This window comes from Chitinophagales bacterium (genome assembly GCA_041392475.1).
GTDB lineage: Bacteria > Bacteroidota > Bacteroidia > Chitinophagales > UBA2359 > JAUHXA01.
This window is the reverse complement of sequence record JAWKLZ010000001.1, coordinates 2,376,652-2,389,516: the sequence shown is the minus strand read 5'-3', so window position 1 is coordinate 2,389,516 and position 12,865 is coordinate 2,376,652. Positions and strand designations below refer to the sequence as shown.

Sequence of the window (12,865 nt, the reverse complement as noted above, 5' to 3'; positions counted from 1 at the left end):
GTTATTACATTCAAAAATCGTATCATTGTAAAAAGTAAACCGAAGTTAGCAACTCCAATAATATAAGTTCCTCAATAGCATCAAGACTTTTGTAGTTTTCTGTTGATAGAATGTTGATTTTCTTCCTTCTGATAGATTTTTAAATGAAACTACAAAAGTCTAAATTGGGAAGCTATTCTATTGGCGGTCCTTATCTACTTTTATTTGACGAGAGTTGAAGTTTGGTGCAAAAAAAAGTAAACCCTATATCGCTTTGAGTTTTTTTAGTCTTATACGTAAGAAAAAATTTGCAGATTATATTCGGGAAGGCTTCATTGCTGTCGTCCTGCTGGTGTCGGTATTGGTGCTGGGGACGGTTGGTTTTATGCTGATAGAAGGATATACCTTTATTGAAGCATTTTATATGTCGATAATTACGTTTTCAACAGTCGGTTATACCGAAGTTAGACCGCTATCGGATATAGGAAGGGTGTTTGCGTCTATGTTGATTTTGGTTAATATTGGCGTGTTTGCGTATGTGCTTTCGGTGCTTACGGCTTATGTTATTGAAGGAAATTTTCAGGAAATGTGGCAAGATTACAATATCGAACAAAAGATAAATGCACTTAATAACCACATTATTATATGTGGCTACGGCAAGTATGGGGCAGAGGTGGCGGCTCACTTTATTCACCAAAAAATGCCTTTTGTGGTCGTAGAATTGGAGGAGTCGGTTACGAAAGACATGCGACTGCTCAAGGATTTTTTGTTTGTGGAAGGTGATGCAACAAACGATGATATCATGGAAGAGGTGGGGATTCGAAGGGCGAGTGCTTTGATTACTACTTTGCCTGATGATGCCGAAAATGTGTATGTGGTTTTGTCGGCGCGTCAGTTGAATCCTGGCTTGAAGATCATTAGCCGAGCGAATAGTCCTAAGGCGGAGCGAAAACTGCTGAAGGCGGGGGCAGATCGGGCGATTACCCCCGAGAAAATTGGAGGTTTCTACATGGCTACGCTGGTGGGGAAACCTGATTTGGTGGAGTTTTTTCAGATGGTGTCGAATGAACAGTCGAGTCAGATTAGTTTTGAGGAGATTGACATTTCGGACATGGATACGGGGCGACCGATGAAGACGATTCGGGAACTGATGATTCGGCAAAAAACGGGGGCGAGCATTGTGGGGGTGAAAAAAAAGGATGGGGAATACCTTATCAATCCTTCGCCTGATACGGTGTTGTTGCCTGGTATGCACCTGATTGTGTTGGGAAGTAAAGAGCAGATGGACAATTTTAAGGATTATTGGAGTGATTTTACGGCAGATGATAGAAATCTGGAGAGATAAGTTGGAAATGAAAATGGAAATGAAAAAATAGCTTGCTCGGAGATAATGCGCTTCAAAATCAGTTGTTTAGGAGATTGTTTTTGTGGGGGTATTTTTGAAGTGGTTTGAAAAAAAAAAATATGGGAAATAAATTTGGCATTGTTGTTTTTTATATTTATTTTCGCCTTTGTAAGCTGCAAAGCTTGCATAGCTCTTTGACATCGGTGAAAAAATAGAAATATGTAGTTAATGTCATTATATTATGATTTATTGCATACTTCTCATAAGTCGCTAAGGGTTAATGTTTTAAATATTATATCGCAACAGGGTAATAACCCCATTTCCAGTGTAATTAGGATTGCGACCTCCATGCTGACTTCATCATAAGCGGTCACAAATTCGTAATAACCCCATTTCCAGTGTAATTAGGATTGCGACTAAAATGACTAACATATTAAAAATTAAACATTTTGTAGTAATAACCCCATTTCCAGTGTAATTAGGATTGCGACAAAACTCAAGACTAAAAACAAAAACAGAATTAAATGTAATAACCCCATTTCCAGTGTAATTAGGATTGCGACATGACCTCCTTTTTGTTTGTTTTTTTTCATTTCTTATAGTAATAACCCCATTTCCAGTGTAATTAGGATTGCGACAGTATCATGTGCCTCATGTAGGGTCTTGATATTATATGTAATAACCCCATTTCCAGTGTAATTAGGATTGCGACTTTACAGCGTTGCATGATGCACTTACAGAAATCGGGTAATAACCCCATTTCCAGTGTAATTAGGATTGCGACTCTAATTTCGTTGTTCATACCTGTTACTTTTTTTGGTAATAACCCCATTTCCAGTGTAATTAGGATTGCGACAATTGGAAGTAATATCATAATAATAATAATATTTGTAATGACCCCATTTCCAGTGTAATTAGGATTGCGACTTTTTTAGAAGGGCAAATCCTCTTCCTCCACTACTTCGTGTAATAACCCCATTTCCAGTGTAATTAGGATTGCGACTTTATCACTTAAAACAGTCTTCAAAATGAAAACATTCCAGTAATAACCCCATTTCCAGTGTAATTAGGATTGCGACGAAAATTTGTATTTTGTTACCGTTTGATCTTACTTGGTAATAACCCCATTTCCAGTGTAATTAGGATTGCGACTAATTGTGGAATATCAAAAGACAAGGCAAAACAATGAGTAATAACCCCATTTCCAGTGTAATTAGGATTGCGACTTATTTTGTTTTTAATTTCATCAACTCCACCATAATCGTAATAACCCCATTTCCAGTGTAATTAGGATTGCGACGTATTGTGAATTCGTCCCTTGTGCAAGTGACGAAATAGTAATAACCCCATTTCCAGTGTAATTAGGATTGCGACATAAGTGCTTTCTAAACCACGACAGCATTTATCAAGTAATAACCCCATTTCCAGTGTAATTAGGATTGCGACAATGATACTAATAAGATAAAAAAGATTAAGTATTTCAGTAATAACCCCATTTCCAGTGTAATTAGGATTGCGACTTGTGAAACGAAAGAACCGCCAGATGTTTCTTTCACGAAGTAATAACCCCATTTCCAGTGTAATTAGGATTGCGACTGAAATATTGGCACTATGAACCAGAGCCATAGTTTATTGTAATAACCCCATTTCCAGTGTAATTAGGATTGCGACAGGCTTAACGTACCTTTGTGTTGATGTTATCTCTACGTAATAACCCCATTTCCAGTGTAATTAGGATTGCGACGAAATTACGCTAATGTCTACCAAAATACGTATGTAGGTAATAACCCCATTTCCAGTGTAATTAGGATTGCGACCTATTCTTTGACGGATTCGGAAAGGTTGTCATTGAGTAATAACCCCATTTCCAGTGTAATTAGGATTGCGACGCTTTCGTTTTTACCCTAACCATCCGTTTTTACTAAGTAATAACCCCATTTCCAGTGTAATTAGGATTGCGACTTCATTACTTGAACAAACTCTATCTTGCTTATTTCGTAGTAACCCCATTTCCAGTGTAATTAGGATTGCGACATCTGCCAGCCTTTGTTTGCACCTCCCATCTGTGCAGTAGTAACCCCATTTCCAGTGTAATTAGGATTGCGACATCTGCCAGCCTTTGTTTGCACCTCCCATCTGTGCAGTAGTAACCCCATTTCCAGTGTAATTAGGATTGCGACAAAAGATTACAAAGCCTTTCATTTTCGCAAAAATGGTAGTAACCCCATTTCCAGTGTAATTAGGATTGCGACATAAATAACAACTCCATTCGTTTTTACCATCATTAAAGTAGTAACCCCATTTCCAGTGTAATTAGGATTGCGACTCAACCGAAACCTCTTCATTGAAGAAAACCTAGCTTGTAATAACCCCATTTCCAGTGTAATTAGGATTGCGACATGGTGTGGGGTTTCCGAGTGTGGGATTGGGGTTCGAGTAATAACCCCATTTCCAGTGTAATTAGGATTGCGACTTTTTCGTTGTTCGGTATGCCGAGGAGCATTGCATCGTAATAACCCCATTTCCAGTGTAATTAGGATTGCGACTTACTTGTGTGCATTTTCAGCACGCAACTTGCTTTCTGTAATAACCCCATTTCCAGTGTAATTAGGATTGCGACTTTTTAGGGAGATTTTTGGTTAGTTTTGTTTTGACGTAATAACCCCATTTCCAGTGTAATTAGGATTGCGACTGTCGGTTGTATAGAAATTCAACGGCAGCATCTACTGTAATAACCCCATTTCCAGTGTAATTAGGATTGCGACAAATCATGGCGGTTTGTTTTTATTTTGAATTGGGCGTGTAATAACCCCATTTCCAGTGTAATTAGGATTGCGACAGCAGGTTTTCTGTGGCTGCAACTGTTATTTTTAGTAATAACCCCATTTCCAGTGTAATTAGGATTGCGACAGAATCGAACTCTGAAATTACTTATGATAATATTCCAGTAATAACCCCATTTCCAGTGTAATTAGGATTGCGACCGAATGCTTTGCCCGATCTCATGGGCACTATTGGTGTAATAACCCCATTTCCAGTGTAATTAGGATTGCGACATGTTTTAGGTTTGAGTTGTTCCTTGAGGAGTTTAAAGTAACAACCCCATATCCAGTGTAATTAGGATTGCGACTCTATGTTCCATCCAAGCTAATGTTTGAAAATCTTGTAACAACCCCATATCCAGTGTAATTAGGATTGCGACAAACCTTACAAAAGAGTAGAAGACACCGCACACAATCAACTATTTTTTGTACCGAAGCTACGCCCCTCCAATTGATTCTACAAGATATTTTTCTACAAATAGGGTCAAGGCCATGCCCTTGCAAAGGTCAAAAAAATAGGCTATTCTGAAACCAGTCCAAAATCTTGTGCCATTTTGGTAGAAGTTTCAAAAAAGCCTCTGCGTCTCAGTGCCTCTGTGTTCAAAATAGTTATCCCCCCAAAGATGAAAGCCGCAAAAATTTTCCCTATTTTTGTCACTGCCAATCACCAACCCCAAAGTTTCGGGGCAAGTTATCCAATCACCAATATCCAATATCCAACAATGTACGTCCTTGCCTCCAAATCTCCACGTCGTCAGCAACTGCTTCAAGAAGCGGGTTTGCCCTTTCGCATCATCACCCAATCCACCGATGAAAGTTATGACCCAACGCTTAGTACCCGTGAGATTGTGTCGTACATTGCAGCCCAAAAAGCCAAGGCTGTTTTCTCACAAATCGAAGACCACGAAACCATTATCAGTGCAGACACCATTGTTTGTCTGGGCTCCACCATTTTTGGGAAACCCAAGGATGAAGCAGATGCTTTTCGCATCATTCGGGCATTGAGTGGGAGGGTGCATGAGGTGATGACTGGAATTTGTTTGTTATCGAAGGAAAAAGAACACTGTTTTGTGGAAAGCACCAAAGTGTATTTTGGAGAACTGACCGATGATCAAATTCACTACTACATCCAACACTACCAACCCTTTGACAAAGCAGGTGCCTATGCCATTCAAGAATGGATTGGAATGGTGGGTATCGAAAAAATTGAAGGGGATTACTTCAATGTGGTGGGTTTGCCTGTTTGTCGGCTTTTCAAAGAATTGAAGAAATTTTGAGAAGCCATGAAAAAGAAAAAAATCCTGTTTTTAGGTGCAGCCGCATTTCAGCTTCCTCCCATTCAATACGCACTGAATCAAGGATATAGGGTCATTACTGCCGACAACAATCCTGACAATCCCTGTCATCAATTTGCAGAAACTGCCTACTCTGTCAGCACAACCGATCGAGAAAGCATTTTACAAATCGCTCAAAAGGAAGAAATAGATGGCATCATGACCTTTGCCTCAGATGTGTCTATGCCTACGGTAGCCTATGTTGCAGAAAAATTGAATCTCCCCGCACCCAATTACGAAACTACTTTGGTGCTTACCAACAAAGCACTTTTTCGTCAATTTCTGCAAAACGAAGGGCTGCAAACCCAGTTTTTTCAAAATTTTGAAGCCTACGAAAAACAGGTGGCACTTGCTTACATACGCTTGGCAAAGTTGCCTATAATTATCAAACCTGTGGATCGGTCGGGCAGTCGAGGAGTGGGGATAGTTCAAATATTGGAGGAAGCCGAAAAACGGGTAGAAGAAGCTTTTGAAGTGTCTATCAAAAAGGAAATCATTGTAGAGCAGTACATCGAAAAGCAGGGAAGACAGATCTGTGGGGATGGATACATGGAGGACGGTAAACTGGCTTTTGTTGCTTTTGGTGATGGACATTTCTACACGGATGAACGCTTTATGGCTCCTTATGCCGAAACATTTCCGAGTGAGCATTCGCCTTCATTGCTGAAAATGACAGCGCAAAAATTGGAGCAAATTCTTCAAAGGGTAGGTTACGACCAAGGCCCTTTTAATTTGGATGTATTGATTACAAAAGCGGGTGAAATATTTGTCAATGAAATTGGGCCTCGTTGTGGAGGCAATTATATCCCTATTTTGATTCAACTGAGGTATGGTGTAGATTTGGTGGCAGCAGCAGTTGAAGGTTGTTTGACTGCGAATTACAAATTATCAATTCCTAAATTTTTTTCTCCGAAATATCATTATGCTTCTTATATGATTCACAGTTTGCAGTCAGGAGATTTGAAGGGAATACAGTTAGACAACAGCTTGAAAGACAAGATTCATGCCCATCATCCTTATATTGGTAAGACAGATAAAATTAGTGCTTTTCACCAAGCAGGTGCTGCAATTGGCAATTTGATTTTTCGATTTGACAGCGAGCGTGAAATGCACCAGATGATGGATACTATCAATGATTTGGTGAAGGTCATGGTGGAATAGGAGTAAAATGAAAATGAAAAAAAACACCTCAATATCAGTTTTTTATCAAAGAAAATTGGTGAAGTTATTTTTTCACCATTGCATAGTGATTTTAACAGGTGAAAATCACACAAAATTCAAAAAGCCAAAAAATAGCCATAAGGTAAAGTAAAGCGAAGTCGCTACGGGATTGTCTTTTTGGAAAGGCAGTCGGTAGTACAAACAAAGGAGCATAAAAGAAGCAATAAACCAAGTGCCGTAGTTCCAAAGTGGGATCAGGTTATTTTCCCATTGCCAAAATCCCATTTTCATCGCAACAGGCTCAATGACAGTATCTAATAACAACATTAATACTGCACCTATTCCTGCTTTCACCCACCCATTGAAGGGAAAACGGTTGGCAATCACTCCACAACAATAAATGCACATCAACCAATTTGAGCCAATCACCAAAGGCACGCCCCCAAGTTTCCAGCCCAAAACTGTTCCATAAGCGTATTCTCCAAATAGGTATCCTGTCTGAACGCCAATAACTTCTGCTCCGAAGCCTACACAAAAGGTAGTAACACAAAAAAGAACAAAAGATGGCGACCAATCGTCATGGTTCCACAACAGCAAAACCGTGGAGAGTACTAGGTTGAAGGGGGTAACGAGCAGGAAGAGTGAACGGGTTGTTTCGCAAGCAATGAAAGGTAATCCCGCCGCATGAAACAAAATGATGGTGAAAATAGCAATGTTTCTCTTTGAGACTTCAATGGGGGGGATAGGGAAAGCAGTGGATTTCATTTATTCATATTGGGTTACTTATTCCATTGACTAACACCTTTCTCAGACTATGGTTCAAGCTTTTTTTCTGCCTCCATATTTGAATCAAGATTTTTGAAATTGCCTTTTGATAAATTATTGTTTTTCAGACCAATCGCTGTACTTACACATCTGGATTGTTCAATGCCACAGGAATCACCTGTCCATTGAAAAACCGATGTCCTGTTGTGCTGAAATCCACAATAAACTGTGCCATTTCAGGGCTATTCAGAGGAGCTTTGTAGGTTGGAAATGCTTGTTGCAACATTTCGGTATTGACTGCCCCCAAGCACAAACAATTGCAGGCAATGCGGTAGCCACTTAATTCTCCTGCCAAACATTCCGACAAATTCGCCAAAGCTGCTTTGCTCGCACTATAGGCCGACAAACCTCCAAATTTACTACTTCCCTGAAATCCACCCATGCTGCCAATATTCACAATGTGAGGTGATTGTGCCTTTTGAAGGTAGGGTAGAAGGTGTTTGATCAATTTAACAGGACCCAATACATTTACTTCAAATAAAGTGCGCCAATCTTCTGTACTCAATTCTGCAAAAGGTTTGCTGATAAGCAAGCCCGCATTGTTGATGAGGATGTCTATGTGTCCATATTTGTCTAAATGAATGGTCAGTTCCTTGTAGTTTTCGGAAGTGAGGTCAAAAGCGATTGGCAACAATCTCGCGCTTTCATCCTTAGTAGTCGGTAAATTGGAAAGACTTTCAATGTTTCTCGAAATAGCAATTACATTGCAGTCCGTTTTTTGTAAGAATAATTTTACGATTTCAAAACCAATTCCTTTGCTTGCACCTGTAACGAGGATGTTTTTCATTTTTCTATATTGTTTGCTGCAAAAATAGCGATTACTGCATTACCTTCTTCAAAAAATTCTTCTTCGTCATGGCAGAAGCCGTAATCAATCCCGAAAACAAAGCTGCACCAACCCCTGCCGACACCACATCTTGCCCCGTAAGGTACAAGTTTTTGATGGGCGTATGTGGGCGCAAAAATTTGTTTTTGAAGCGGTCGGGGCTGTGGTCCAAGCCATAGATTTCCCCTTTTTCGTAGTTGATAAAATGCTGTGTGGTAATCGGCGTAGAAAGTTCGTAATAAGCAACTTTTCCCTTCAATTGAGGCTCCAATCGGTAGAGCGTTTCCAAGAGTCGCTGGGAGATTTTTTCCTTCAATGCCTCATAATCTGCCCCTCGTTTTTTCCATCGTGTACCTTCCCATTGTTCAAATATTTCGTAGGGCATCAAAGTGATGATGTCCACCGTACTTTTGTTGGGATAACGGTTGCTCCAATCAGGGTCTTTTGCGGCAGGAAACGACACATATACTACTGGAAATTCGGCGTTGATGTCTTTGGTGTATCGCTCCACACATTCGTCGTGTGTACCTTCGACGGGATAAACCCAGTAGTTGGCTTTCGGCAATTGCAGTTCTTCGGGAGAAGCCTCAAAACCAATATACAAACACGCATGAGCTACCGAATTATTGACCTTCTTCAACTGTTTTTGGAGGGCATGTTTTTGTACTACATCATTGGGTAACAGTTTTTTGTAGGTGGTCATAATTCCTGCCCCACTCACAATATTTTTAGCCAAAAACTCCTTGCCATCCTTCATCCGTACACCAACAGCCTTGTTGTTTTCGATAAGGATTTCATCTACTTCTGCACTGACCAATACTGCTCCGCCTGCTTGGGTAATCACAGGTAAAATCGTTTCAAAAATCCGTGCAGAGCCGCCAATCGGGAAGTTGCCCCCTGCAAAATAATGACGCACCACCGTAGCGTGCATCGCAAAACTACTTTGGCTGGGCGGCAATCCATAATCACCATATTGCCCCGTCAAAACCTTAATGAGTTCTTGATTGTTAGTAATGCTTTCCATCACTTCAAGCGTGGTTTTCCCTGCAAATTTCATGTACGCCGATCGCAACAACCCTCCCGAAACCTTGCTCACCAAAGGCGGCATGGCTTTCTCCAAGTAGAAATTGCGGCTCGCTTTGGTGGCTTCAAACACTAAGTCCACATATTTGCTAATAGCTTCAGCCTCATCAGGAAAATAGTCCAACATCTTCTGCTTGAAGTTGTTCGTACCTTTCACATAGTCGTAAATCTTGTCACCAATCACGATTCGATCATAGACTTCGCCCATATCTGCCCACTCCAATTTGCCATCACTGACATAATCGAATAGCTGTCTGAGGATGCTGTTTTGTCGCTGCATTTCACCGATGTAGTGAATCCCAACATCCCATTCGTAGCCTCTGCGCTTGAAGATATGCGTAAAACCGCCCGCCGTATAGTGTCGCTCTAAAACCAACACTTTTTGCCCCTCTTTCGCCAATAATGCAGCAGCTGACAGACTTCCTAAGCCCGAACCGATGCAGATAACATCAAAGGAATCACTGATTTGGTATTTTTGTTTGTAGGATTGAAGCATGGAGATGAATGAAAATTAAAAGAAGAATGAAAACGCAAATATAGGCACATTTACAGTAGAATTATTTTATTATCTGTCAAGTCAAAAACCATCTGTTGAACAGTGATGTTCATTTTTACCTTTTTATCGTTCAATACTTTGAAGGCTTCAATTTCATTTTGGGGAAGTGATTTTTGCAGTAAGGCTTCCGCTTGATTGTACCTTCCACAAGAAGATGTCTGCAATATATCACCTGTTTGCTTTTCACCTTTCATTTGTTTGTAATCATTGGTCACAATCAGATAATTATCTTTCGCTTGTCTAATTTCAAATTGCGTAGGAGTTCTTTCTATAACATTCATTTCTCCTTTATTTTTGCCCACAATCATCAACAAACAGTCTGACGCAATGGGAGTTGTACATAGTTGCTGAACAGCACGTTGGTAATTAGGTTCATTCTCCAATACATCCCTCAATAAAAAAGTAACAGGTTGTGCAAAATTTGGACTTTCTTCACTCAAAACAGCATTCAACGTAACAGAATAGCCATCATGCCGCATACCCGATAATACCCCAATGAAGCCGCACCAACTAATGGATGTAAACACAGTTTTCCCGTTTTTGCTGAAGTGAAATACCTTCGTGTGTTTGTTTAGGACATCATTCTTAGTCCACCAATCCAAATTCCTAGCGTGAATCATTCTGTCGTCATTTTGCACTGCAAAAGATGTACAGCCAAAGACAAACTTTAAGGCATCATAGTATAAGTTCGTCAGTAAGATTTGATTTTCAGAATATTGCGAAAACTGAGCAATGCTTCTTATCTCTTTTTGGTAAGAAATGGGTACAAAACCTTGTTTGTATTCTTCAATTAAATCTTCAAAAAAACTAATGTCACTCAAGTCGTCCAAATAATAACCTATCATTTCATCAATTTCGACTTTGTATTTCTCCAAAAACAACCATCTTTTTTCAGGTGGCAGGTCTAAATTGATTGTTATTTCCTCTTTCATTTCTGCTGTTATTTTCAAAACATCTCTAGAAACCTCGGTGTAAATCCTCCTTGAACACAACCTGCAACAGGCAATAATTGATCACCTGTTTGATCTACGCCCAAGGCTACAATCTTGTTGTAGAATGATTTTTTGTGGGCAGGTTCTACTTCAGAAAGTCGAACCAATAGGTGATATCCTCCTCTCGTTTCCAATATCTTCAAACAAGAAACATTCACCACCTCCTTCAATTTCTCAAAGTCAAAATCTTTGGTGTCCACATCAAAATCCAAGAAAATTTGTCGTCCCAAACTGCGCTGAATACAATTCAGGAGTTCGGCATGAGGATTAAAATTTCTACGGTTGTTTTTCAACAGTTGGGTAAGCTGAATGATTCCATCGTAAGTTGCTTTTGTCAAATCTCTTGGATTTGGATTGATATACAGTGCCAAAGATTCTTGCGGCGCATCTATGTTCTTCAATTTGTAGGCTCCGATTTCGACCTCCAATTGTTTGATTTTCTCAAATAGTCTTGACTTATCCGACACAAAACGTTTGAGCTGAGTCTTGTCGCTCGATTTCATTTGCCCTTCACAATACTTTTTTCGAGCAAACAGACAGCAGTAATATTTTTCGTTTGCTTCCAATTCGGGCAGCCATTCGATAAATTCGTGGAGTTTTTTGGGGTTGGTGATGATTTGGTAGTTCATAGCATTTTAGATTTGATTGTTAAGGACTTGCTTCTCTAAATGATGTACTCCAATCCCGAAAAATGCCTTCGTTTTCTCAATTTTCTTCAAAATCGCCTCTTTATCTACGTTTGAATGTGGCTTTTTCACCCCAACGACCAACACATTTTTAGGCGTATGTGCATCCGAAATAAACTCAAAAACTTTGGTCGAATACCCAAAATATTCCAAAATCAATGCACGAATTCCGTCTGTCACCATCTCCGCCTGTCGTTCCAAAAAAATGCCATATTGGGTCAAAAAATCCAGTTCATTTTTGACTTTGTATTGCTCCATTTCTCGCCGAATCTGCTTGTGACAGCAGGGCGCAACGACAATCAAATCGGCATCTCCACGAATACCTTTCGCAATCGCATCATCCGTAGCCGTATCACAGGCATGAAGTGCAATCAAAACATCAATCGAAGGGTTTTCATAGTTTTCAATCGTTCCTTCTTCAAATTGCAGTTGGTCAAAGCCCGACTTTTTCGCAATGTCATTGCACAAATCCACCAAATCTTTGCGGAACTCAACACCCGTCACCTTCGCTTTTTTCTTCAAAACGTTGTTTAGGTAATCGTACAGGGCAAAGGTCAAATATCCTTTCCCAGCTCCCATATCGACTACATTTATCTGTTCACTTTGAGGAAGTTCCTTCAATAGGCTGCTCAGAATTTCGATATAGTGATTGATTTGACGGTATTTATTTTGGGCAGCCTTATAGACCTTTCCAGAAGCATCTGTGATTCTAAGAGCTTGAAGGTAAGGTTGATTTGAGGCTTCGATTTTGCGGTTTTTTGGGCGGTCGTGTGCCAAAGAGGGTAGGGTAGTAGTGGTGGGTTTTTGTTTTTGCAGTCGCCATTTTCCCTTTTTATCCACCATCAATTGCAGGTCAAAATCGGTGGTGCATAATAACAAATGTCGAAAACCGTCCATTTTTACTTGTTCTTCCATCAGTTGAATACCTCCTTCAAAATCATAGTTTTTCACCACATCCCTTGTTTTGAAGCGGTATGTAAAACTTAGTTTGTCTTTTCGTTTGATGAGTGTACGCTTCACTCGGATGTTTTTTAGTTCCGCATCACTGCCTTTGTAATTGCCCAAAGAGAGCTTTACAAAAGTATTGTTATTGAGACTTTCTTGGAGAAGGGATTTAATTTTTTGTAAGTCAGAGGGCATACAATAGAGTATTTTTATTCACTAGACTTGTACGGATTTGATTATGATAGAGTTATGTGAAAAGTGATTTGTTGTGTGCAATTATTTTCCTCTTGAAAAACATTTGTTATAATCAA

9 protein-coding genes and 1 CRISPR repeat array are annotated in these 12,865 nt (G+C 39.8%); of the genes, 3 read left to right on the top strand and 6 right to left on the bottom strand.

What is annotated here, in order from left to right; all coding sequences use genetic code 11:
* Positions 1 to 253 precede the first annotated feature (253 nt).
* The 3 genes from R3E32_08780 (at position 254) to R3E32_08770 (ending at position 6,641) form a co-directional block, all read left to right on the top strand.
* Positions 254 to 1,324 carry a potassium channel protein gene (locus R3E32_08780; protein MEZ4884804.1) on the top strand — a complete coding sequence of 357 codons (1,071 nt, stop codon included), beginning with the start codon at positions 254 to 256 and terminating at the stop codon, positions 1,322 to 1,324.
* 307 nt (positions 1,325 to 1,631) lie between these two features.
* A CRISPR array of direct repeats spans positions 1,632 to 4,526; the repeat unit is 37 nt; unit sequence GTAATAACCCCATTTCCAGTGTAATTAGGATTGCGAC.
* Positions 4,527 to 4,769: 243 nt separating this feature from the next.
* Complete coding sequence (locus tag R3E32_08775) at positions 4,770 to 5,423, top strand: Maf family protein (protein ID MEZ4884803.1); 654 nt, start codon at positions 4,770 to 4,772, stop codon at positions 5,421 to 5,423.
* A 6-nt stretch (positions 5,424 to 5,429) separates the two neighbouring features.
* Positions 5,430 to 6,641 (top strand): ATP-grasp domain-containing protein, encoded by a 1,212-nt coding sequence (locus R3E32_08770; protein ID MEZ4884802.1) that lies wholly within the window; start codon positions 5,430 to 5,432, stop codon positions 6,639 to 6,641.
* 105 nt (positions 6,642 to 6,746) lie between these two features.
* On the opposite strand, the gene R3E32_08765 is transcribed toward R3E32_08770, so the two are convergent.
* The 6 genes from R3E32_08765 to R3E32_08740 all read right to left on the bottom strand — a co-directional run bounded on the left by R3E32_08765 (position 6,747) and on the right by R3E32_08740 (position 12,749).
* Entirely contained in the window at positions 6,747 to 7,406 is a 660-nt protein-coding gene (locus R3E32_08765; GenBank protein ID MEZ4884801.1) for a carotenoid biosynthesis protein, read from the bottom strand.
* Positions 7,407 to 7,548: 142 nt separating this feature from the next.
* Positions 7,549 to 8,253, bottom strand: coding sequence for an SDR family oxidoreductase (locus R3E32_08760; protein MEZ4884800.1), 705 nt, complete (start codon positions 8,251 to 8,253; stop codon positions 7,549 to 7,551).
* Between the two features lie 31 nt (positions 8,254 to 8,284).
* Entirely contained in the window at positions 8,285 to 9,871 is a 1,587-nt protein-coding gene (locus R3E32_08755) for an NAD(P)/FAD-dependent oxidoreductase (GenBank protein ID MEZ4884799.1), read from the bottom strand.
* Between the two features lie 50 nt (positions 9,872 to 9,921).
* A complete protein-coding gene (locus R3E32_08750; protein MEZ4884798.1) occupies positions 9,922 to 10,863 on the bottom strand; it encodes a C45 family peptidase in 942 nt (313 codons plus the stop codon).
* A 14-nt stretch (positions 10,864 to 10,877) separates the two neighbouring features.
* Complete coding sequence (locus tag R3E32_08745; protein ID MEZ4884797.1) at positions 10,878 to 11,552, bottom strand: hypothetical protein; 675 nt, start codon at positions 11,550 to 11,552, stop codon at positions 10,878 to 10,880.
* A 6-nt stretch (positions 11,553 to 11,558) separates the two neighbouring features.
* Complete coding sequence (locus R3E32_08740) at positions 11,559 to 12,749, bottom strand: SAM-dependent methyltransferase (GenBank protein MEZ4884796.1); 1,191 nt, start codon at positions 12,747 to 12,749, stop codon at positions 11,559 to 11,561.
* Between the last annotated feature and the right edge of the window lie 116 nt (positions 12,750 to 12,865).